The sequence below is a fragment of the Streptomyces sp. NPDC087787 genome, from assembly GCF_044743035.1.
Taxonomy (GTDB): Bacteria; Actinomycetota; Actinomycetes; order Streptomycetales; family Streptomycetaceae; genus Streptomyces.
In genome coordinates this window covers 130,046-151,324 of sequence record NZ_JBIUVQ010000011.1, presented here as the reverse complement: position 1 = coordinate 151,324, position 21,279 = coordinate 130,046, and the positions used below count along the sequence as shown (strand labels likewise).

General features: G+C 71.5%; 23 protein-coding genes. 12 read left to right on the top strand and 11 right to left on the bottom strand.

Annotated elements, in window-relative coordinates; genetic code table 11:
- Positions 1–301: 301 nt before the first annotated feature.
- The 4 genes from ACIOWN_RS19200 to ACIOWN_RS19185 all read right to left on the bottom strand — a co-directional run bounded on the left by ACIOWN_RS19200 (position 302) and on the right by ACIOWN_RS19185 (position 4,011).
- Positions 302–898 (bottom strand): RNA polymerase sigma factor, encoded by a 597-nt coding sequence (locus ACIOWN_RS19200; protein WP_362346453.1) that lies wholly within the window; start codon positions 896–898, stop codon positions 302–304.
- Between the two features lie 129 nt (positions 899–1,027).
- Complete coding sequence (locus ACIOWN_RS19195) at positions 1,028–1,423, bottom strand: hypothetical protein (protein ID WP_362346455.1); 396 nt, start codon at positions 1,421–1,423, stop codon at positions 1,028–1,030.
- Positions 1,424–1,577: 154 nt separating this feature from the next.
- Positions 1,578–2,180 (bottom strand): hypothetical protein, encoded by a 603-nt coding sequence (locus ACIOWN_RS19190; RefSeq protein ID WP_401982853.1) that lies wholly within the window; start codon positions 2,178–2,180, stop codon positions 1,578–1,580.
- Between the two features lie 211 nt (positions 2,181–2,391).
- Positions 2,392–4,011 (bottom strand): glycoside hydrolase family 20 protein, encoded by a 1,620-nt coding sequence (locus ACIOWN_RS19185; RefSeq protein ID WP_362346459.1) that lies wholly within the window; start codon positions 4,009–4,011, stop codon positions 2,392–2,394.
- Positions 4,012–4,107: 96 nt separating this feature from the next.
- Here ACIOWN_RS19185 and ACIOWN_RS19180 point away from each other — a divergent pair, with 96 nt between their 5' ends.
- The 5 genes from ACIOWN_RS19180 to ACIOWN_RS19160 all read left to right on the top strand — a co-directional run bounded on the left by ACIOWN_RS19180 (position 4,108) and on the right by ACIOWN_RS19160 (position 8,250).
- Complete coding sequence (locus ACIOWN_RS19180; protein WP_362346461.1) at positions 4,108–4,695, top strand: 2-oxo-4-hydroxy-4-carboxy-5-ureidoimidazoline decarboxylase; 588 nt, start codon at positions 4,108–4,110, stop codon at positions 4,693–4,695.
- A gap of 148 nt (positions 4,696–4,843) precedes the next feature.
- Complete coding sequence (sdhC, locus tag ACIOWN_RS19175) at positions 4,844–5,224, top strand: succinate dehydrogenase, cytochrome b556 subunit (protein WP_100569866.1); 381 nt, start codon at positions 4,844–4,846, stop codon at positions 5,222–5,224.
- Between the two features lie 5 nt (positions 5,225–5,229).
- Positions 5,230–5,709, top strand: a complete 480-nt coding sequence (locus ACIOWN_RS19170; RefSeq protein WP_100569865.1) for a succinate dehydrogenase hydrophobic membrane anchor subunit — start codon at positions 5,230–5,232, stop codon at positions 5,707–5,709.
- A gap of 25 nt (positions 5,710–5,734) precedes the next feature.
- Entirely contained in the window at positions 5,735–7,489 is a 1,755-nt protein-coding gene (sdhA, locus tag ACIOWN_RS19165; protein WP_362346462.1) for a succinate dehydrogenase flavoprotein subunit, read from the top strand.
- Entirely contained in the window at positions 7,489–8,250 is a 762-nt protein-coding gene (locus tag ACIOWN_RS19160; protein WP_141359142.1) for a succinate dehydrogenase iron-sulfur subunit, read from the top strand. The genes sdhA and ACIOWN_RS19160 overlap by 1 nt, the downstream gene beginning before the upstream one ends.
- 93 nt (positions 8,251–8,343) lie before the next feature.
- Here ACIOWN_RS19160 and ACIOWN_RS19155 read toward each other — a convergent pair whose 3' ends face one another.
- The 3 genes from ACIOWN_RS19155 to ACIOWN_RS19145 form a co-directional block, all read right to left on the bottom strand.
- A complete protein-coding gene (locus ACIOWN_RS19155; RefSeq protein WP_100569862.1) occupies positions 8,344–8,607 on the bottom strand; it encodes a TM2 domain-containing protein in 264 nt (87 codons plus the stop codon).
- Between the two features lie 253 nt (positions 8,608–8,860).
- A complete protein-coding gene (locus ACIOWN_RS19150; protein WP_362346464.1) occupies positions 8,861–9,274 on the bottom strand; it encodes a DUF2752 domain-containing protein in 414 nt (137 codons plus the stop codon).
- Positions 9,267–9,752 carry a TM2 domain-containing protein gene (locus tag ACIOWN_RS19145; RefSeq protein WP_401982851.1) on the bottom strand — a complete coding sequence of 162 codons (486 nt, stop codon included), beginning with the start codon at positions 9,750–9,752 and terminating at the stop codon, positions 9,267–9,269. Before ACIOWN_RS19145 ends, ACIOWN_RS19150 begins: the two co-directional genes overlap by 8 nt.
- Positions 9,753–9,988: 236 nt before the next feature.
- Here ACIOWN_RS19145 and ACIOWN_RS19140 point away from each other — a divergent pair, with 236 nt between their 5' ends.
- The 5 genes from ACIOWN_RS19140 (at position 9,989) to ACIOWN_RS19120 (ending at position 12,869) form a co-directional block, all read left to right on the top strand.
- Positions 9,989–10,396, top strand: a complete 408-nt coding sequence (locus ACIOWN_RS19140; protein ID WP_362346468.1) for a VOC family protein — start codon at positions 9,989–9,991, stop codon at positions 10,394–10,396.
- A 101-nt stretch (positions 10,397–10,497) separates the two neighbouring features.
- On the top strand, positions 10,498–10,905 hold the full coding sequence (locus ACIOWN_RS19135) for a hypothetical protein (RefSeq protein WP_362346470.1): 408 nt from the start codon (positions 10,498–10,500) through the stop codon (positions 10,903–10,905).
- A gap of 5 nt (positions 10,906–10,910) precedes the next feature.
- The gene (locus tag ACIOWN_RS19130) at positions 10,911–11,405 is read left to right on the top strand and encodes a DCC1-like thiol-disulfide oxidoreductase family protein (protein ID WP_362346666.1); all 495 of its coding nucleotides are present in this window, start codon (positions 10,911–10,913) and stop codon (positions 11,403–11,405) included.
- A 9-nt stretch (positions 11,406–11,414) separates the two neighbouring features.
- Positions 11,415–12,170, top strand: a complete 756-nt coding sequence (locus ACIOWN_RS19125) for a TetR family transcriptional regulator (protein ID WP_362346471.1) — start codon at positions 11,415–11,417, stop codon at positions 12,168–12,170.
- 90 nt (positions 12,171–12,260) lie between these two features.
- Positions 12,261–12,869, top strand: coding sequence for a Uma2 family endonuclease (locus tag ACIOWN_RS19120; protein WP_362346473.1), 609 nt, complete (start codon positions 12,261–12,263; stop codon positions 12,867–12,869).
- Here ACIOWN_RS19120 and ACIOWN_RS19115 read toward each other — a convergent pair.
- The gene (locus ACIOWN_RS19115) at positions 12,841–15,273 is read right to left on the bottom strand and encodes an MMPL family transporter (RefSeq protein WP_401982936.1); all 2,433 of its coding nucleotides are present in this window, start codon (positions 15,271–15,273) and stop codon (positions 12,841–12,843) included. The two genes, ACIOWN_RS19120 and ACIOWN_RS19115, sit on opposite strands and share 29 nt — an antisense overlap.
- 156 nt (positions 15,274–15,429) lie before the next feature.
- On the opposite strand from ACIOWN_RS19115, the gene ACIOWN_RS19110 reads away from it, so the two are divergent.
- Both ACIOWN_RS19110 and ACIOWN_RS19105 read left to right on the top strand, forming a co-directional pair.
- Positions 15,430–16,134: a response regulator transcription factor gene (locus ACIOWN_RS19110; protein ID WP_401982848.1), complete on the top strand. Its 705-nt coding sequence runs from the start codon at positions 15,430–15,432 to the stop codon at positions 16,132–16,134.
- Complete coding sequence (locus ACIOWN_RS19105) at positions 16,131–17,585, top strand: HAMP domain-containing sensor histidine kinase (protein ID WP_362346477.1); 1,455 nt, start codon at positions 16,131–16,133, stop codon at positions 17,583–17,585. Before ACIOWN_RS19110 ends, ACIOWN_RS19105 begins: the two co-directional genes overlap by 4 nt.
- Before the next feature lie 3 nt (positions 17,586–17,588).
- Here ACIOWN_RS19105 and ACIOWN_RS19100 read toward each other — a convergent pair whose 3' ends face one another.
- The 3 genes from ACIOWN_RS19100 to ACIOWN_RS19090 form a co-directional block, all read right to left on the bottom strand.
- Positions 17,589–19,130 carry an ABC transporter substrate-binding protein gene (locus ACIOWN_RS19100; RefSeq protein ID WP_362346479.1) on the bottom strand — a complete coding sequence of 514 codons (1,542 nt, stop codon included), beginning with the start codon at positions 19,128–19,130 and terminating at the stop codon, positions 17,589–17,591.
- Positions 19,131–19,314: 184 nt separating this feature from the next.
- Positions 19,315–20,952 (bottom strand): metallophosphoesterase, encoded by a 1,638-nt coding sequence (locus ACIOWN_RS19095; RefSeq protein ID WP_401982847.1) that lies wholly within the window; start codon positions 20,950–20,952, stop codon positions 19,315–19,317.
- 78 nt (positions 20,953–21,030) lie between these two features.
- Positions 21,031–21,270: an SCO4848 family membrane protein gene (locus tag ACIOWN_RS19090; RefSeq protein ID WP_234375641.1), complete on the bottom strand. Its 240-nt coding sequence runs from the start codon at positions 21,268–21,270 to the stop codon at positions 21,031–21,033.
- Positions 21,271–21,279 lie beyond the last annotated feature (9 nt).

Sequence of the window (21,279 nt, the reverse complement as noted above, 5' to 3'; positions counted from 1 at the left end):
CACCGCTGGCACGGACCGGGCTCTCGCCGTCGTGGTTCCTCAGTTGATGGTTGCGGTGTTCGAGGCGGCAGATCGTTGCGGTGTCCATGCCCGCCGCGCCTCGGCGCGAAAGGCACGTTACGGCCTGAAACCGCCTTCCGTCCATGACCGTACAACGCGCAACCAATCGGAGCGGGGGCGAGGTGTGACAGAAACCGCTCCCTCGGCGCTGTAATGAGTACGGGCCGCGCGGCCCGTGCCGCGCGACGGCCGGGGCCTCTCCTGTGGGGGGTGGCGGCCCCGGCCGTTGCCTCGGTGCCCCTCACTCTCCCGCCGCGCCCCGGGCCTCCTCCTCGAGCTGCCGCGCCAGCCGTTTCAGACCCCGGTAGGCCGCGGTGCGCACCGCGCCCGGCCGTTTGCCGAGGACGCGCGCGGCGGCGGGGCCGTCGAGACCGACCACGACCCGCAGCAGTACGGCCTCGGCCTGGTCGCGGGGCAGCCCGCGGACGAGGTCGAGAGCGCGCTCGGTGGTCATGGCCTCCAGGGCCTGGTCATGGGTGCTGTGCGGACCGGGCAGCTCCAGGACGTCCTGCTCCAGCGTGGTGCCGCGGGGCCGCACCCGTTTCCGGCGCAGATGGTCGAGCGCCCGGTGCCGGGCGATGGTCGCCGTCCAGCCGCGGAAGCCCGCCCCGTCGCCCCGGAACCGGCCGAGGTCGCGTGCGATCTCCAGCCAGGCCTCGGAGGCCACGTCCTCCGCGTCGTCGCCGACGAGACCGCGCAGATACCCGAGCAGCCCGGGCTGCACCAGCCGGTACGCGACGGCGAAGGACTCCTCGTCGCCCTCCTGGGCCCGCGCGACGGCCGCACCCAACTCCCCGTCGTACGCCTGCGCGCGGCGGGGTTCCCCTCCGTGGCCCAAGAACCGTCCTCGTCCGTAGCGAGTCCCCAGGCGTGCGCACCGCCCACCGGCCGTGTCCACGCCCCCACGGTCATCAGCGTCGGCTTCCACAGAAGTGTCACAGCTCGTCAGCGGCCCACCGGCCACGGCTCAGATCCGCTCGGCCCCCATCGCGTCCCGGCACAGCAGCCGCAGCGAGCCGTGGCCCGTGAAGCAGCGGCCGGCCTCCTCGATGGGGTCCCACAGCCGTCCGTCCGCGGTGCGCACCCAGTGCTCGCCGCCGCTCGCCCACCACTCGGCCCCGCCGCCGTGACGGACGATCACCTCGCCCGCGTACGCGCCGAAGCCGCGCAGCACGCTCCGCACGGCGGCGTGCGGCGTGCCCTCGCGCCGTATCTCCTCGATGGTCCGGTCGACGCGCCACAGGCTCTGCGCCGAGTAGTCCAGGCGCAGCCGAGCGCCCTCGCGCATCGCCGTCACGGTGTCCGCCGCCCACCGCACCGGTTTGGTGGCGGCCTGCGGCCTGCCCTGCTGCTGAGTCGTCACATGCTGGACTGTCACATAGGGAAGAGCGCGCTCAGCCCGCGGTTCGTCACCCGCCACCGCGGACTTCCCCACAACCGGCGCAGGACCACCGCACCGTGCCCGCAGGACGCTCACAGATGCCCGTCGCGCGCCCGGTCCGTCCGGGGCCCCGGGCTCACACCCGGCCGCGGGCCCGGCGGGACACCACCGCCCGCAGGACGCGGCGCCCCTCCGTGGAGACCTCCAGGGCCTGGCGGAGTCCGGCACGTCCGTGCCCGGCGACCAGTTCCAGGACGGTGATCTGGCGGCGCAGTTCACCGGCGACCAGCGGCGACATGCCCTCGGCGGGCCCCGGGGCGGGGCTTCCCCCGGCGCGCACGGAGTCGAGCGCCTCGGGGAGGGTGCCGGCGGGAGCGCCGTCCTCGGCCGGGTCGAGGAGCTGGTGGATCCGGAGCGAGGCGACCGAGCAGGCGTCCGCCCACTGCCGCACCTCGGCGGCGGACCGGGCGGCCGGCGCGGCGGACAGCATCCGGCGGGCCAGCAGCACGGCCTCGTCGTCCTCGTCGCCCATCGCCTCCAGCGCGCCGCGTGCCTTCTCGAGCCGCTCGGCCCAGTCGCCGTCCGAGGAGTGGTCGCCGTCCTCGGCGAGGCTCCCCCACAGCGGCCGCAGGACCTCGTCGTCGCCGCCGAGCAGGGGCACGCACCGGTCCAAACAAGCCAGCCCGCCGGCTGCCAGCCCGCGCTCGTCGGCCTGCGCGAGCAGTTCCACCAGACTCATCCACGCCTCCTCAAAGGGCGCCGACGTCCACGGAGCCCGCACTTGCCCGTACTGCGTGCGATCGGCCGGTAGTGTCACACGGGTCGCACACGGAGTCGAGCGAGTTGGCATAAGAAAGGTTTCGGCCAATGAGCGGGACGGAAGGCCGGCGGACGGGAAACGGGACCGGGCCGCGGTCGGCGGGGGGCCCGGCGCCCTTGCTGATCCGGCGTCAACCCAGCTTGCCGGCAAGCTCCTTGAACTCCGTCCAGGACATCTCCGGTTTCCGTGCGTCCCACAGTTTCTGGACGGTCGCCCGCAGCGGCATCCGGATACCGGCCGCCACCTGGTCCTGGGTCTGGGAGTTCGCCAGGTCGCACCATACGGCGAACGAGCCGCCGAGTATCTGCGCGTCGTACTTGCCGGGCACCGCCTCGGTGCCGCGCAGCACGCGCGGGGTCCACTGCTCGTAGATCCGCCGGCCGGTCGGGTAGACGAAGGTCTGCGGCTCGCCGAGGACGTAGTACAGGAACTCGTCGTTGTAGTTGAGCACCTTGCGGCCGGCGTCGAGGTACTCGAGCGGCTGCCGGGCGCCGTACTCCTTGCCCGTCCAGTAGGCGACCTCGATGTCCCGGGCGGGCGGCACCGACGAGCTCCGGAAGAATCCGTCGTTCCAGGCGCGCGGGGTGCGGTCGTGTGCGCGGACGGCGGCGGCGCGGTCGTTCAGCCAGCCCGTCGTCAGGTCGGCCACGTTGCCGCCGGAGCCGTGGGCCTTGCGCGCGGCGGCGGCCAGCTGAGGGTAGGCCGCCTGGGGGTCGCGCGCGGTCAGCGCCTGGTACTCGTCGCCGCCGAGGTGCCAGAAGCCACCGGGGAAGAGGCCCGCGTACTCGTCGAGCAGGTCGTCGAGGATCGCGGCCGACCGGGGCACGGAGATGTCGATGGCGCCGCGCGTCGGTACGCCCTGCCCGTTGCGCAGCTGCGTATCGGGGTGGGCGGCGATCACCGCGCTGAGGTGGCCGGGCGAGTCGATCTCGGGGACGACGGTGATGTGCCGGCTCGCGGCCAGGTCGACCATCCGCTTGACCTGGGCCTTGGTCAGGTGGTCCGAGGAGACGATCTCCGGGTGCGTGCCGGACTCGATGCGGAAGCCCTGGTCGTCGGAGAAGTGCAGGCCGAGCTCGTTGAACTTCAGGTCGCCGAGCTCCCGTATGCGGTCCTCCAGCCAGGCGGCCGTGAACGGCTTGCGGGCGATGTCCAGCATGAAACCGCGCCGCGGCTTGGCGGGCGCGTCCTCCACGACCCCCTCGGGGGCCGTGCCGCCGCCGTGCACCTCCTGCTTCAGGGTGCGGGTGCCGTAGAAGACCCCCGCGTCGGCCGGTCCGCTGATGAGCACGCGGCCGTCGCGCACGGTCATGGTGTACGACTCCGGATTGCCGCCCGTGCCGCCCTTGCCCAGCGCCAGCCGCAGGTCCCCCGGGCGGTCGTCGTCGCGCCGGCCGACGTAGGCCAGACCGAGTTCGCCCGCGATCAGCTTGCCCTCGTCGGCGAGGGACTCGTCGCTCACCACGACCCGGGAGCCGGACTCCGGGCGCCAGCCGGGGCCGTGGGCCGCGGTGTGGGAGCGCACGGCGGGGATGGTCCGCGGCGCCTGCGACAGCGGGTAGCTGCGGGTGGGGCCGGGAGTCGCCGGACCGGAGGACGCGTCCGAGCCGTCCGACGGGGAGCCGTCGCCCCCGAAGGACCACGCGGCCACTCCCACGCCCAGTACGGCGACGGTGACCAATGTGCCCACGACGGCGGCCCGCGTGCGTCGCGGCTTGCGTGCCGGAGCCCGGCGCCTGTGCTTGCTCACACGGCCAACCTAACGGCCCATGACCACCGCACGTGTCCACCGCACGTTCTCAAACTCTCCCGTCCGAGTGAAATTCAGTCACCCGTCGAACACGTCATGAGCACACCCGATAACGTACGGCACATCTCTCACGGATTTCCCCGCCGGCGTCCCCGTCGGCACCCTGCCGACCTCCCAGCAGACCTAGGACCCAAGCTGCCCGCGCAGACCCTGGAGCGCTTCAACACCGCCCCCGCCGCCGAGGCCCACAGGACCCTCCTGACCTGCCTGCACAGCCCCCGCTGGGCCCACCGCGTCGCCGCCCACCGCCCGTATCCGGACCTGCCGTCCCTGCTGGCCGCGGCGGACGAGGCGACGTACGACCTGGGCCCCGAGGAGCTGGCCGGGGCGCTGGCGGAAGAACCCCTGCCCAAGCTGCCCGCCCACACGTACGCGGCCGCCTCCACGGCCCTGAGCGCCGCCTACGCCGCCTATGAGGCGAGATTCGGCCACACCTTCGTCATCTGCCTGGACGGCACCGCACCGGACGAGGCCCTGGACCGGGTCCTGCCGGCGATCCGGTCACGGCTGACCAACGATCGGGAGGACGAGCGCGTCGTCGCCCGCGAGGAGCTGCGGGGGCTCGCGCACGGGCGGCTGCGGGGCCTGCTGGGCGCGGCCACTGAGCCGTCCGTGCACCTTTGAGAGCGGGCTCGATCACACGGGCGGACCCCCCGTAAGGCCCCCGTCAGCCTCTCGGTACGATACTGGGGGCCGGTGGACCGTACCCGGCCGGGCCCGACCGACAGTGAAGCCGGCGCGGCCCTAGTCCCCGCTCCCGGAGGGTTCTTCCGTGCCGGCTGGAACGCTGTACCGCGGCCGGGAAGGAATGTGGTCCTGGGTGGCTCACCGAGTCACCGGCGTCCTCATCTTCTTCTTCCTGTTCGTCCATGTGCTGGACACCGCACTCGTGCGTGTGTCTCCGGAGGCCTACGACAAGGTCGTGGCCACCTACAAGACGCCGATCGTCGCCCTGCTCGAGTACGGGCTGGTCGCCGCCATCCTCTTCCACGCTCTCAACGGCCTGCGTGTCATCGCCGTCGACTTCTGGGCCAAGGGCGCCCGGTACCAGAAGCAGATGCTCTGGACCGTGGTCGGCGTATGGGTCCTGCTCATGATCGGGGCGATCTACCCCGTCCTCGGCCACGCCGCTCGTGCAGTATTCGGGAGCTGACGCACATGTCCACTGAAACCACCGCTTCCGGCATCGGCCCGGTCGAGGGCGGCTCCGTCTACGGCGTGGACAACCCCGCCCCCCTCATCGAGGCCCCGCGTCAGCGCACCCGGAAGACCCCGAAGTCGACCCGCGGCAACTTCGAGATGTACGGCTGGCTGTTCATGCGGCTGTCCGGCATCGTCCTGGTCGTCCTCGTCATCGGCCACCTGCTGATCCAGCTCGTCCTGGACGGCGGCGTCTCCAAGATCGGCTTCGCCTTCGTGGCGGGCCGCTGGGCCTCCCCCTGGTGGCAGGTCTGGGACCTGCTCATGCTGTGGCTGGCGATGCTGCACGGCTGCAACGGCCTGCGCACGGTCATCAACGACTACGCGGAGCGCGCGAACACGCGCCTGTGGCTGAAGGGTCTGCTGTACACCGCCACGGTGTGGACCATCCTGCTGGGCACGCTGGTGATCTTCACCTTCGACCCGAACATCCGCTAGGCCCCGGGACCGAGGTATTTTCCTGATGAAGATCCACAAGTACGACACCGTCATCGTCGGCGCCGGTGGCGCCGGTATGCGGGCCGCCATCGAGGCGACCAAGCGCAGCCGCACCGCGGTCCTGACCAAGCTCTACCCGACCCGCTCCCACACGGGCGCCGCGCAGGGCGGCATGGCCGCCGCGCTGGCGAACGTGGAGGAGGACAACTGGGAGTGGCACACCTTCGACACGGTCAAGGGCGGTGACTACCTGGTCGACCAGGACGCCGCCGAGATCCTGGCGAAGGAGGCCATCGACTCCGTCCTCGACCTGGAGAAGATGGGCCTGCCGTTCAACCGGACGCCCAACGGGACGATCGACCAGCGGCGCTTCGGCGGGCACTCCCGCAACCACGGCGAGGCCCCGGTCCGCCGCTCCTGCTACGCGGCCGACCGCACCGGCCACATGATCCTCCAGACGCTGTACCAGAACTGCGTCAAGGAGGGCGTGGAGTTCTTCAACGAGTTCTACGTCCTGGACCAGCTGCTCACCGAGGTCGACGGCGTCAAGAAGTCGGCCGGCGTGGTGGCCTACGAGCTGGCGACCGGCGAGATCCACGTCTTCCAGGCGAAGTCCGTGATCTACGCCTCCGGCGGCACCGGCAAGTTCTTCAAGGTGACGTCGAACGCGCACACCCTGACCGGCGACGGCCAGGCCGCCGTCTACCGGCGCGGGCTGCCGCTGGAGGACATGGAGTTCTTCCAGTTCCACCCGACCGGCATCTGGCGCATGGGCATCCTGCTCACGGAGGGCGCCCGCGGTGAGGGCGGCATCCTGCGCAACAAGGACGGCGAGCGCTTCATGGAGAAGTACGCGCCGGTCATGAAGGACCTCGCCTCCCGCGACGTCGTCTCCCGCTCCATCTACACGGAGATCCGCGAGGGCCGCGGCTGCGGTCCCGAGGGCGACCACGTCTACCTGGACCTGACCCACCTGCCGCCGGAGCAGCTCGACGCCAAGCTGCCGGACATCACCGAGTTCGCGCGGACCTACCTGGGCATCGAGCCGTACACCGACCCGATCCCGATCCAGCCGACCGCGCACTACGCCATGGGCGGCATCCCGACCAACGTCCAGGGCGAGGTGCTCGCGGACAACAGCACGGTCGTGCCGGGCCTGTACGCGGCCGGCGAGGTCGCCTGCGTGTCCGTGCACGGCGCCAACCGCCTGGGCACCAACTCGCTGCTGGACATCAACGTGTTCGGCAAGCGGGCCGGCATCGCCGCCGCGGAGTACGCCGAGAAGGCCGACTTCGTGGAGCTGCCGGAGGACCCCGAGTCCCTCGTGGTCGAGCAGATCGAGCGGCTGCGGACCTCCACCGGCACCGAGCGGGTGGCGATCATCCGCCGGGAGCTGCAGGAGACCATGGACGCCAACGTCATGGTGTTCCGCACCGAGCAGACGATCAAGACGGCGGTCGAGAAGATCGCCGAGCTCCGGGAGCGCTACAAGAACGTGGCGATCCAGGACAAGGGCAAGCGGTTCAACACGGACCTCCTGGAGGCCGTCGAACTGGGCAACCTGCTGGACCTGGCCGAGGTCATGGCGGTTTCCGCCCTGGCCCGCAAGGAGTCCCGCGGTGGTCACTACCGCGAGGACTACCCCAACCGCGACGACGTCAACTTCATGCGCCACACCATGGCGTACCGCGAGGTCGGCGCCGACGGGTCCGAAACCGTCCGTCTCGACTACAAGCCGGTCGTCCAGACCCGCTACCAGCCGATGGAGCGTAAGTACTGATGGCAACCCCCGTTCTGGACAAGGTGGAGGCGGAGTCCGCCGCCTCCCCCTACATCACCGTCACTTTCCGCGTCCGCCGGTTCAACCCGGAGGTCTCGGCCGAGGCGACCTGGGAAGACTTCCAGCTGGAGATCGACCCCAAGGAGCGCGTCCTCGACGGTCTGCACAAGATCAAGTGGGACCTCGACGGCACCCTGACCTTCCGTCGGTCCTGCGCGCACGGCATCTGCGGCTCGGACGCCATGCGGATCAACGGCAAGAACCGTCTGGCCTGCAAGACGCTGATCAAGGACATCAACCCCGAGAAGCCGATCACGGTCGAGCCCATCAAGGGCCTCACGGTCCTGAAGGACCTGGTCGTGGACATGGAGCCGTTCTTCCAGGCGTACCGGGACGTCATGCCGTTCCTGGTCACCAAGGAGACCAACGAGCCGACGCGGGAGCGCCTGCAGTCCGCGGAGGACCGGGCCCGCTTCGACGACACGACGAAGTGCATCCTGTGCGCGGCCTGCACCTCGTCCTGCCCGGTCTTCTGGAACGACGGCCAGTACTTCGGCCCGGCGGCCATCGTCAACGCCCACCGGTTCATCTTCGACAGCCGTGACGAGGCCGGTGAGCAGCGCCTGGAGATCCTCAACGACAAGGACGGCGTCTGGCGCTGCCGCACCACCTTCAACTGCACCGACGCCTGCCCGCGCGGCATCGAGGTGACGAAGGCGATCGCGGAGGTGAAGCGGGCGCTGATCACGCGCCGCTTCTGACCTTCCCTCGCACGCGACGACGAGGGCCCCGTTCCGTCCGGAACGGGGCCCTCGTCGTGCTGTGCCCGGCGTCGTCGCCGGATGCGCGGACGGTCAGCCGCGCAGGACGCGACCCTGCGAGTCCGTGCGGTCGTTGCTCGTGAAGAAGAGGATGGCGTCGATCAGGGCCCAGAAGCCCAGACCGCCGCAGGTCAGCAGCTGGGCGATGCCCACACCCACGGAGCCGACGTAGAAGCGGCCGATGCCCAGGCCTCCGAGGAAGAGCTGGAGGATGCCGGCGACGATCTTCGACTTGTCGGAGTACGGGCGGCCCTGCGGGTCGTAGCCGTAGGGGGCGTCAGGGGTGGGGACAGTCATGGCTGGTGCTCCTGGGGAGTGGTGACAACAACCGGAGTGGGAACCTCCGGCGCCAGGGAGCCCGACTGCCCGGTCACCCGGCATCCGTGCGCGACCGCGTGAGCGTCGACGCGCGTCGACCGGATGCGGCCGTCCCCCCTGCGCCCTGGGAGCATAAAGATCCTGTAGGTCGGCACGGGAGGGGGTTCGAAGGAAAGTTCCCGTTCCGTGATCAAATTCGGCCAACTTGCAAGCATTTGAGTCCGGAACGGCGCTAGACGATATTGCGGACCACGGTCCACGCCACCGCCACCAGCAGCACCGCCGCCTGCGTCCGGGTGCTCGGCCGGGGGTGCCAGCGGCGCCCGCGCAGCCCCTCCAGGGCCCAGGTGCCGAGCATCGCCAGCGCGAACGGTGCGGCGAGCAGCAGCATCCTGTTGTCCAGCCAGGCCTGGGTGAAGCGGCCGTGCATCAGGTCGTACACCATGCGCGTGCCGCCGCAGGCGGGGCAGAGCAGCCCGGTGACGTACCGGAAGGGGCACTGGGGCAGCAGGTGACCGGGCTGGTGCGGGTCGGTGACGTAGAGGTACGCGGCGCCCGTAACCCCGGCACACAGCACCGCGAGCGGAGCCGTGGCCGGATGCCGCAGCAGCCGGCCGCGCACCGCGCCGGGCGCCGTGTCAGCCACGCAGGATCCGGCCCTCGGCGTCGGTGTTGTCGTTGCCCGTCAGCAGCATGATGCCGTCGATCAGGGCCCAGATGCCGAAGCCGCCGCAGGTGAGGAGCTGGGCGATGCCGATCCCGACGTGGCCCATGTAGAAGCGGCCGATGCCGAGGGTGCCCAGGCTGAGCTGGAGGACACCGGCGACGATCTTCGACTTGTCGGAGTAGGGGCGGCCGTAGGGGTCGTAGCCGTAGGGGGCGTTGGGGTCGTACTGCATCCCCGGCGGCGGGTAGCCACCGGGGGGCGCGTAGCCACCGGGAGGCGGCGGGTACGCGCCGGGAGGCGGCGGGTACGCGCCGGGGGGCGGCGGGTACGCGCCGGGGGGCGGCGGGTACGCGCCGGGGGGCGGGTAGCCACCGGGGGGCGGCGGGTAGGCGCCGGGCTGCTGGTTGGGATATCCGTATCCCGGGGCCTGGTTGGGCTGCTGCGGCTGCTCGGACACGGTGGCTCCACTCATCGACTGCCTGTGAACTGACGGTCATATTGCAGGAAGACCGGCCGAAACGAAACATCGGGGTGCCGCCCGGCGTCCGGCCCGTCCAGCCCTCCAACCCTCCGGCCCTCCCTCCAACCCTCCAGCCCTCCAACCCTCCAGCCCTCCGGCCCGAACGAGTGACCCGGCGACCGCTCCGCGCTCGGCCTCCCGGTCCCGGCGGATCGCCCACCTAATCTGATGGCATGTCAGATGACGAGTCGTACGAGCTGCTCGGGTTCGACAACGTGCTGCTGCCCGTCGGGAATCTGAGCGAGGCCGTGGGGTTCTACGAGCGGGCCGGGTTCGCGGTGGCGTTCCACCTCCAGGAGGCCGGCATCGCACTGCTGAAGGTCGGGGGCGAGACGCCGGGGATCCTGCTGCGCGAGGAGGAGTCCGGGCACCGTCCGCCGCCGTGGCCCTCGCCGCGGGTGTGGCTGGAGGTGCCGGACGCGCGGACGGCGGCGCGCGCCCTCATGAGGGCAGGGATCGACCTGCTCGACGAGCCCTTCGCCGTGGCGACCGGCTGGACCGTCGAGATCGCCGACCCCTGGGGCAACGTCCTCGGCTTCACCGACTACGGCAAGCGGCCCGAGCTGGGCCGCAGACCGTAGGCGGAACCCTTCTGCGCCGAGTGTGTTGAACGCGTTCAAAAACAGGTCTAGAGTCTGTCACGCCAGCATTTTGAACGCGTTCAAAAGAAGGGGTGGGGGGCATGGACCGCACGGTCATCGCCTACGTCATCTATCTGCTCGTCAGCATCGGCCTGACCGTCTGGGTGGCCCGCACGCTCAGCAGCAACGGGCGGATCTTCCTCGCCGACGTGCTGCACGGCGACGACAGGCTCGCCGACGCCGTCAACCACCTGCTGGTGGTCGGCTTCTACCTCGTGAACCTCGGCTTCGTCGCGCTGTACCTGAGCGGCGACCAGCACATCGACGACACGCGCGGCGTCTTCGAGGCACTGTCGACGAAGCTCGGCGTGGTGCTGCTGGTGCTCGGCGCGATGCACCTGGGCAACGTGTACGTGCTCAACCGGATTCGCCGCCGCGGGGTGCTGGAGCGCGAGCAGGTGCCGCCGGTCGCGCCGCAGGACTGGGCCGCCCCCTCGGCCGGGGCGTGAGCGCGATGCCGGCCGCCGCCGGCCGGGACCGGGACGCCTCGGTGGGCGTCCCGGTCCGCGGGCTCACCGTCCTGTACGACGCCGAGTGCGCACTGTGCGCGTCCGTGCGCGACTGGCTCGTCAGGCAGCCGCAGTTGGTACCGCTGGAACTGGTCCCGGCCGGCTCCGAGCAGGCCGCGCGGCGTTTCCCGGCCCTCGACCACGGCTCCACCCTGGACGAGGTCACGGTCGTCGGCGACTCGGGCCAGGTCTACCGGGGCGCCGCCGCCTGGATCGTCGTCCTGTGGGCGCTGCGCGAGCACCGGCCGCTCGCCCACCGGCTCAGCACCCCGGCGGGCGCACGGCTCGCCCGGGGCGCGGTGCTGGCCGCCGCCAAGTGGCGCGGCGGGCAGTGGGGCGGGGCCGCGTACCGGCGCGGGGACGGGTGGACCTACGACCCCCGCCTCGGCTGGACCTACGACCCACCCGGCTGCGACGGCGGCGCGTGCGCCACTGGCTAGGCTCTGTGCGTGCCCCCGAAGAACGACGACGACGGCCCCGGTGAGGGCGTGCCCGCCAGCAAGTCCGAGCAGACCCGCGCGCTCATCCTGGAGACGGCCATGCGGCTGTTCCAGGAGCGCGGCTACGACAAGACGACCATGCGGGCCATCGCCAAGGAGGCCGGGGTCTCCGTCGGCAACGCGTACTACTACTTCGAGGGCAAGGAACACCTGATCCAGGGGTTCTACGACCGGATCGCCGCCGAGCACCGGGAGGCGGTCCGGGAGGTCCTGGCCCGGGAGAGCGACCTGGAGGCACGGCTGGCGGGCGTGCTCACGGCGTGGCTGGACATCGCCACGCCGTACCACGAGTTCGCGGTGCAGTTCTTCAAGAACGCCGCCGACCCCGACAGTCCGCTCAGCCCCTTCTCCGCCGAGTCGGAGCACGCGCGCGCGGAGGCCATCGACATCCACAAGGAGGTGCTGTACGGCGCGCGGACCAAGGTCCCGGCGGACCTGCGGGAAGTACTGCCCGAGCTGATGTGGCTCTCCCAGATGGGGCTCGTCCTGTACTGGATCTTCGACCGCACGGAGGGCCGCGAACGCAGCTACCGGCTGGCCGAACGAGGCGCCCGGCTCACCGCCCGCGGGGTGTCCCTGGCCCGCTTCCGCGTCCTGCGCCCCCTGGTGCACGAGGTGCACGACCTGTTCAAGGACTTCCTGCCGGGCATGACGAGGACGATGCCGGATCCGGCGGGCAGGGGCCGGAACACTGCGGCCGAGTGATCACCTTCGGGTGAACGGGCGCGAAGGGGACACCCGGCGCGCGGCCTGCCTACGATGATGCTCTCGACACCAGCCCCTGGGAGGCACGCGATGTCCGCCGCATCCGTCGAGCAGTCCCATGGCGACCGTCCGTTGATCGCGGAGGCCAACCGGCTCATGGACCGCAATCCGGGGTACCGCGTCGAGATCATCGGAGGCCAGATCCTCGCGTCCCCGCCGCGCAACGCCGCTCATGCCCGTGCTCTGTCGAGGTTGAGGGCGGTCTTCATCGCCTCCGGTCTGGGCGACGGTGAGAGCGAGGTTTTCGAAGGCATCGGGCTATGGCTTCCCACGGGAACCGAGGACTACGCGATCCCCGACCTGGTGGTCGTCGATGCCGATATCGACGACCACCTCGTCGAGAACAACTGCTACGCCCCCGTCTGCTTCCGCCTGGTCCTCGAAGTCACCTCCAGCAACTGGAAGACCGACCTGCGGAACAAGGTCAAGGCCTATGCAGGCGCCAAGATCCCGGTCTATGTGATCGTCGACCGCAAACACCAGCGCCTCCATGTCCTGACCGACCCCGTCGGCGACGGCTACGAGAACCACCGCCCGTACTCCCCCGGCGAGGACGCCACCCTGCCCGCCGTCATCGGCGCCGAGGTCACTCTGAGTGTCGACGAGATCCTCAAGGCCGGCCAAGTGCGGATGGGTTGACCGCGTCGGCCTCCTCCTCCGTCAGTTCCACGTCGTGGACCAGGGGGCCGTCGGTCACGACGACGTGGTGGGCGCGGGAGCCGTGGGGGGAGGCCGTGGCCGCCAGCAGGTAGGTGCCCGGGGCCGGGACCGCGACGATGTACGAGCCGTCGGCCAGGGACGTCACGCGGTCCAGTTGGCGGCCGCCCTTGGACAGCAGGGTCACGGCCGCGCCGTGGACCGGCTCGCCGTCCTCGGTCCGGATGAAGCCGTGGACCACCGAAGCGGGGCCCGGACGCGTCACAGGTGCCTCCTCGGGCTCCTCCGCCGGCTCCACCGCCAGATGCGGCAGACGGCGTTCGAGCCACGCCGGCAGCCACCAGTTGGCCCGGCCGAACAGATGCATCGCCGCCGGCACCAGCGCGGTCCGCAGCACGAACGCGTCCAGCGCGACCGCCGCCGCGAGGCCCACGCCGGCCATCGCCGCGCCCTGGTTCCCGCTCAGGACGAAGGCGAGGAAGACGCAGACCATGATCAGGGCCGCGGAGTTGATGACCCGGCTGGTCTCCGCGAGGCCCACCCGGACCGCGCGGGCGTTGTCCCGCGTGTGCACCCATTCCTCGTGCATCCGGCTCACCAGGAAGACCTGGTAGTCCATCGACAGGCCGAACAGCAGGGACAGCATGATGACCGGCAGGAACGCCTGGATCGGCCCCTCCTTGCCGAGGCCCAGCAACTCCAGGCCCCAGCCCCACTGGTAGATCGCCACCAGGACGCCGAACGACGCGGCGGCGGCGACCAGGTTCATCACGGCCGCCGTCAACGGCACCAGCAGCGACCGGAAGGCGACCAGCAGGAGCAGGAAGCCGAGGCCGACGATGGTCGCGACGAAGTACGGCAGCCGGTCGCCCGTGACGGACGCGAAGTCCTTCGAGACCGCCGTGACACCGCCGACGTGCGCCCGCACGCCGGCCCCGGGGATCACCTCGTCGCGCAGGGTGTCGATGAGCCGGTCCGTCTGCTCGGACTGCGGCAAGGTGGTCGGGACGACCTGGATGACGGTGACGCCGTGCGCGGGCGGCAGCGGTACCACCCGGGCCACCCCGCGGGTCCCGGCGATGCCCTTGACCAGCGCGGTGGTGTCACCGTCGGCCGAGACCACCTGGAGCGGCCCGTTGAAGCCCGGTCCGAATCCCTCGGCCAGCAGGTCGTACGCCCTGCGGGTCGTCGTCGAGGCGTCGTCGTTGCCCTGGTCCGTGGCGCCCAGACGCAGCGACAGCACCGGCAGCGCGAGAAGGACCATGACGACCAGCGCCAGGCCGGCGATCCAGGCGGGACGCCTCTGCACCGTGCCCGACCAGCGGGCCGCGAGCGAACTCGCCCGCTCCTCCCGCGCGGGGCCCTCGGCCGCGAGCCGCCGCCGCTGGCGCCGGCTGAGCACCCGCGGCCCGAGGAACCCGAGCAGCGCCGGCAGCAGCGTGACGGCCGCGAGCACGCTCAGCACCACCGTGAGCGAGGTGCCGATGACCACACCGTCCAGGAAGCGCAGGTTCGTCACCAGCATCCCGGCGAGCGCGATGCACACCGTGCCGCCCGCGAACAGCACCGCACGGCCTGAGGTGTTGAGGGCGACCGCCGCCGACTCCTCCGGTTCCAGACCGCGCAGCAGGCCCCGCCGGTGCCGGGTGACGATGAACAGCGCGTAGTCGATGCCGACCCCGAGGCCGATCAGCGAGGCCAGCAGCGGCGCGATGTCGGGCACGTCCGTGACATGGCTGATCAACTGGGTGGAGAACAGGCCGATTCCGACGCCGAAGACCGCAACCGCGATCGGCAGGAGCATCGCGAAGAGCGAACCGAAGGCGAGGAACAGCACGAGCGCCGCCGCCGCGAGACCGACCAGCTCGGACAGGCCCGTCGGCGGCCCCTGGATACGGGTGATCGCCTGGCCGCCCAACTCGACCCGCAGATCGCTGCGTTCGGCTGCCCGAGCGGTGTCGACCACATCCTGCACGAGCTGCTTGGGCACCTCGTTCGCCCGCTGGGTGAAGGTGAGCTGCGCGTACGCGATCGTCCCGTCCCGGCTGATCTGCGTCGCGCCCCGGGCGCCCGCGTAGGGGCTGCTGACCGCGCCGACCCCCGGCATCCGGCCGATCTCCTCCAGGGCGGGCTCGATCCGGGCACGCACCGACGCGTCCCGGACCGATCCCCCGTCGACCTTCCACACCACCGTGTCGGTGTCGCCCGCGGCCTTCGGGAACGCCTTCTCCATCAGGTCGAACGCGGACTTGGAGTCCGTGTCCGGCAGGGAGAAGACGTTCGAGTAGGCCGTCCCCCCGGCGGACGCCCCCGCGCCCACCCCGATCAGCGCCACCACCCACAGCAGCAGGACCAGCAGCCGGTGCCGGTAGCACCACCGCGCCAATGTCGTCACTCTCTCCGCTCCTTCATCCGGGTCCCCCGGGTCCTGGACACCAGCATCCGCAGCGGCGGGCGCGGACGGGCACGTGCGGCCACGACTCTCAGGGAACTCCAAAGCTCCGGCGGCCCCGCCGCCGGTCCCGCCGCGGATACTGGGGACATGACCGTCAACGAGGCAGCGCACGAAGCGGCGACGGTCCTCGTCGTCGAGGACGAGGAGTCCATCGCGGACGTCCTCGCCATCGCCCTGCGCTACCACCGCTTCCAGGTGATGACCGCGGGCACCGTCCGCGAGGCGTGCGCGCTCGCCGAGCGCACCCGGCCCGACGTGGCCCTGCTGGACGTGATGCTGCCGGACGGGGACGGCCGGGCGCTGGGCCGCGAGCTGCGCGCCCGCTGCCCCGGCCTGGCGCTGGTCTTCGTCACCGCGCGGGACGCGCCCGCGGAGATCGTCGGCGCGCTCGGCTTCGGCGACGACTACATCACCAAGCCGTTCAACATCGACGAGGTGGTCGCCCGGGTCCGCGCCGTGCTGCGCCGCACCGGCTCCGCCGACGTCCTCCCGCAGCGCCCACGGCTGCGTTACGGCGACCTGGAGCTGGACGAGACGACGTACTCGGCGCACCGCGCGGGCCGTACGGTCGAACTCACCCCCACCGAGTACGCGCTGCTGCGCTTCCTGGTGCGCAACGGCGGCCGGATCGTGCCCAAGGACCAACTCCTCAGGCACGTCTGGCAGTACGAGCACGCACCGTCCGAGTCGACCGTCGTCGAGACCTACATCAGCTATCTGCGCCGCAAACTGGACGCGCTCGGACCGCCGTTGATCACGACCCGGCGGGGCGTGGGATACGGGCTGGCATGAGGCCGCGCAGACCGCTTTCGCGGCGCCGCCGGCACGGGCTCCACTCCCTGCGCGGCAAGCTCACCCTGACCAACGTCGGGCTGCTCGCCGTGGGGATCGTGGTGGCGACCGCCGCGAGCCTGGTGGGCATGCGGCACTACCTGCTCGGCCAGATCGACAACCAGCTGATCAAGACCCGTGACTCCGTGGTGGACTCCCGGCTCACCATGCGGCAGATCGACTCGCTGGCCGCGCTGACCCTCATCCGGGACCACTTCGTACAGCCCACCGTCAACAGGCCACGCCCGGAATCCGTGTTCACCGCCGTCGGCGGCGGGGGCGAGGCCATGCCCATCGCCGGTTTCGTGCCGACCGACGCCCAGCGGTCGCTGGCCGCCGCGATCGGCGACCCGCGCGCGCTCGCCGCCGGCCGCGCACCGCACGAGGTGACGCTGCACGGCGCCACCTACCGGGCGACCGCCGCCCGTCTGACCGACGGCAACTACCTTCTGTTCGCCACCTCCACCGACGCGCTGCACCAGGGCATCGCCAAGGCCCTCAGACTGGACCTGGGCGTCGGCACGCTGCTGCTGGCGCTCCTGGCCTGCCTGACGATGTTCAGCGTGCGGCTCCGGATGCGCCCGCTGGAGGACATGGTGGAGACCTCATCGGCCATCGCCGAGGGCGACCTGACCCGGCGCGTGCCCTCGAGTCACCATCCCACCCAGGAGGTGGAACAGCTGCGCGTCGCGCTGAACTCCATGCTGCACCAGGTGGAGTCGGCGTACCGCACGCGCGAGCGCAGCGCCGCCCAGCTGCGCCGCTTCGTCGCCGACGCCTCGCACGAGCTGCGCACCCCGCTGTCGGCGATACGCGGCTACCTCCAGCTCTACGACAAGGGGATGCTGACCGAGCCCGGCGAACGCAGGCGCGCCTGGGACCGGATGAACGCCGAGGCGGACCGCATGGGGCGGCTCGTCGACGAACTGCTCACCCTGGCCCGCCTGGACCAGCGGCCCCAGCTGCGGCTGCGGAACGTCGACGTCGTCCGGCTGGTGCGGGACGCCGCCCAGGACCTGCGCGCACAGCAGCCGGAGCGGCCCTTGACGGTCGGCGCCGAGGGCGTACTGCTCGTGCACGCCGACGAGTCGGGGCTGCGGCAGGTGCTCGGCAACCTGGTGGCCAACGTGCGCGTCCACACGCCCGCCGACGTCCCGGTACGGCTCACCGCGGAGCGCGCCGACGGTGCCGTACGGCTGTGTGTCCAGGACAAGGGGCCCGGGCTGGCGGAGGAGGACGCGGCACGCGTCTTCGACCGCTTCTTCCGTGCGGGCGGCGGTGCGGGCAGCGGACTCGGCATGGCCATCGTCCAGGGGGTGGCCGAAGCACACGGCGGGCAGGTGGCCGTCCGCACCGACCCCGGGGAGGGGTTCGCGGTGACGGTCACGCTGCCCGCGCAGGCCCGTTCGTAGCGGTCAGATCCAGTCGAGCTTCCAGAGCCGGAAGCTGCCCGTGCCGTCCGACAGGTACTGGCCGCCGCCGACGTCCTCGTTGCTGACCACGTACTCCTTGCGCTGCCACAGCGGGATCAGCGGCACATCGGCGGCGACGTTCGCCTGGAGGCTGCGGAAGTCCCCGGCGATCCGGCCCCGATCGGCGTACTGCTGGGTGTCCCGGATGAGGCCGTCGACGGCCTTGCTGCTGTAGCCGGTCCTCATCGTGCTGCCGGTGCCGACGAGGGCGCCGCCGAACGTGTCGGGGTCCGGGTAGTCGGGCACCCAGCCGACCGCGTACGCGTCGAGCTTGCCGCCCGCCCAGAGCTTCTGGAACTCGGACCACTCGTAGCCCTTGAGGTCGACCTTGAACAGGCCGCTCGCCTCGAGCTGCCGCTTGAGCTCCGCGGCCTCCTCGCCGGCGGCGCCGCGCCCCTGGCCGTAGCCGTAGGTGAAGCGCACCGGGACGGACACGCCGGCCTCGGTCAGCAGCTCGCTGGCCTTCTGGGCGTTCTGCGTCGGGTAGGCGTCGAAGAAGGACGTGTTGTGGCCCGTGATGCCGGCCGGGATCAGCGAGTACAGCGCGTCCACGGTTCCGTCGTACACGCCGCCGGCCAGCTTCTCGCGGTTGATCAGCCAGGCGATGGCCTGCCGGACGCGGACGTCGTGCAGCGGCGAGGAGGCACGGGTGTTGAGGTACAGGTTGCGGGTCTCGGAGCTGTCGGACACCGACAAGCGCATCTTGGGGTCGCTGGGGTTGAGTCCGGCGAGGAGCTTCGGGGGCAGGTTGCGCGTGGCGACGTCGACCTGCTTGCCCGTCCAAGCCTTCTCCAGCTCGGCCGGGCTCTCGAAGTAGCGCAGCGCGACCGGTCGTCCGATGCTGCTGATGGCGCCCTTGTAGGCGTCGTTCGGCTCCAGGTCGGCGCGCTTGTCCTTGGCGTACCCCTTGAGCCGGTACGGCCCAGTGCCGTCGGCCGCGGTGCCGGTGCGCAGCCCGCTGGCCGGGTAGCGGGTGCGGTCGACGATGGAGCCGGCGCCCGTGGCCACCTTCAGCGGGAAGGTGGCGTCCGGGGTCGACAGGTGGAATGTGACGGTCATGCCGTCGGCCTCCACCGAGCGGAGGGTCGACATCAGCGCGGAGGGGCCGACGTCGGCGTTGATCTTCTTGATCCGGTCGAAGGAGAACTTCACGTCCTCGCCGGTCATCGTGCGCCCGCTGGGGAACTCGATGCCCTCGCGCAGTTCGCAGCGGTAGGTGCGCAGTCCACCGCCGGTGAAGTTGCAGTCCTTGGCCGCGTCCGGCACGGGTGTGACACCACCCGGCTCGAAGGTCAGCAGGGACTGGAACACGTTGCTGTACAGCGCCCAGGAGCCGGCGTCGTACGCTCCCGCCGGATCCAGCGACGTGACCGCGTCCGTCGTGCCCACGACGATCGCGTTGCCCTTGTCGTCCTTCGACGGCAGCAACTGCCAGCCGCCCACCCCCACGACCGCCAGCACGACCAGCGTCGTGAGGATCCGCATGCGAACCGACCGCATCCGTACCCTCCCCAGACCCCTTTTGGGCCCTTATGCACAAACCACACACCTGAGTGGCGCCCGTTACCTAATCACACGCATTTCGGCAGGCGGAAACCGGGTCTGGGGAGAATGCGAAGAAGTTACGAAGACTTGTTGTTCGAGCGTTTCGGGGAGGGTTACGCGGTCTCTACGCCTGCCTGGAGGCGAGCTGGACGACGGTGATGTCGGAGGGGGCGCCGACCCGTGTGGGCGGGCCCCAGGCGCCCGCGCCGCGGCTGACGTACAGCTGGGTGTCGCCGTAGCGCTCCAGGCCCGCGACGGTCGGGTTGGCGGCGGCCGCGAGGATGCTGCCGGGCCAGAGCTGGCCGCCGTGGGTGTGGCCGGAGAGCTGGAGGTCCACACCGTGCCGGACGGCCTCGTGGATCTGCACCGGCTGGTGGGCGAGCAGTACACACGCGCGTGCTGTGTCCCGGTCGCCGAGCGCCCGCTCGAAGTCGGGGCCCTGCCCCTCGCTCTCGCCCCGTACGTCGTTGACTCCGGCCAGGTCGAAGGCGGGCAGCTCGGTGCGCGCGTTCTCCAGAGGGAGCAGGCCGAGACGGCGCACCTCCCGCACCCACTGCTCGGCGCCGGAGAAGTACTCGTGGTTGCCGGTGACGAAGTACGCGCCGTGCCGCGCCCGGAGCCCGGCCAGCGGTGCCGCCGCCGGTCCGAGGTCCTTCACGCTGCCGTCCACCAGGTCCCCGACGACGGCGATGAGGTCGGGCTGGGTCGCGTTGACCGTGTCGACGACCTTCTGCGCGAAGCCGCGCCCGAGGACGGGTCCGAGGTGGACGTCGCTGACGACGGCGATCCGGTACCCGTGCGCCGCCCGCGGCAGCTTCGCCAGCGGCACGGTCACCCGCTTCACCCGCGGCCCGCGCAGCACCCCGTAGGTCCCGTACCCGACGGTCCCGAGAGCCACCGCCGCGGCGCCTCCCCCGACGACCCGTGACACGAACAGCCGCCGGCCGGGAAGGCCGCGCGGAGCCGACGAGGCGGCCACCGGGGCCCGGCCCGGACGGCCGGGGGCCGAAGGGGCATCGGTCGCGGCGGGATCAGCGGCTCCCGGCGGCACCTCGGTCGCGACGGCGGCCGCCTTCGCCGCGGGCTCCGCCTCGCCCCCGGGCACGAGCGCCCGGCCGGAGGCCGAAGGTGCCTCAGGTGCGGACCGATCGCCCGCCCCGGCCCCGGAACGGGGCACCGACGGGCCGCCGAGCATCGGCTCGGCGGCGGACGACGCCTCCACGGCGGTGGCCGGCTCGCGGACGGAAGCCGGCACATGGGCGGACACCGGCCCGTCGGCGGACCGCCGGACGGCGGCGGATGTCTGCACGGTGGCGGGTTCCTGCACGGTGGCGGGTTCCTGCGCGGTGGCGGGTTCCTGCGCGGTGGCGGGTTCCTGTGCGGTGGCGGGTTCCTGTGCGGCAGGCCCCGGGGTGCCCGGGTCCGGTGCGGCCGTCCGCGGCCCGGTGGGCAGGAGGCGGCGCAGGAGGGGGCGGAGGGGCTCCGCCGCCAGGGTGGCCAGGAGCAGGTACAGCACCAGGGCGAGCCAGAGGAAGCCGGGCCAGGCCAGGGTGCGCTGGAGCCAGAAGGGGGCGCCGGCCTGCTCGGTGACGAGGGCCCCGACGGCCAGCACCCAGCCGCCCGCGATCAGGACCGCGCCCGCGCGGCGTACCGGACCGGGTCCGCGGGTGGTGTCGCGGAACAGGCGGCGCCACAGATACCAGTTGGCCGCCACCACCCCGCTGAGCACGAGCAGCGCCACGAGCACGAAGACGACCACCATGCCGTCCGTTCCTTCCGCCTGATGCCTGGTGTGCCGGCCCCCGCCCCCGCGCAAGGCCCCGTGGAGCTGTCCGGAACGCTATGACGTCCGGCGCAGTGCGCGCAGTCCCCGCAACCCGATGCCCCCGATGACCGTCCCCAATACGAAGGAGACGACGGCCAGCGCCAGATGCACCCAGAAGTACGCCGTCGGGTGCCCGTGGTCGAACGCCAGACCGCTGCCGTCCTTGATGAGATTTTTAACGAAAGTGACCCAAATGACCCAACTCCACACCCCGAAGGCGAGCAGGAACCAGGAGACGGGGCGGCTGAGCTTCATACCTTCAGT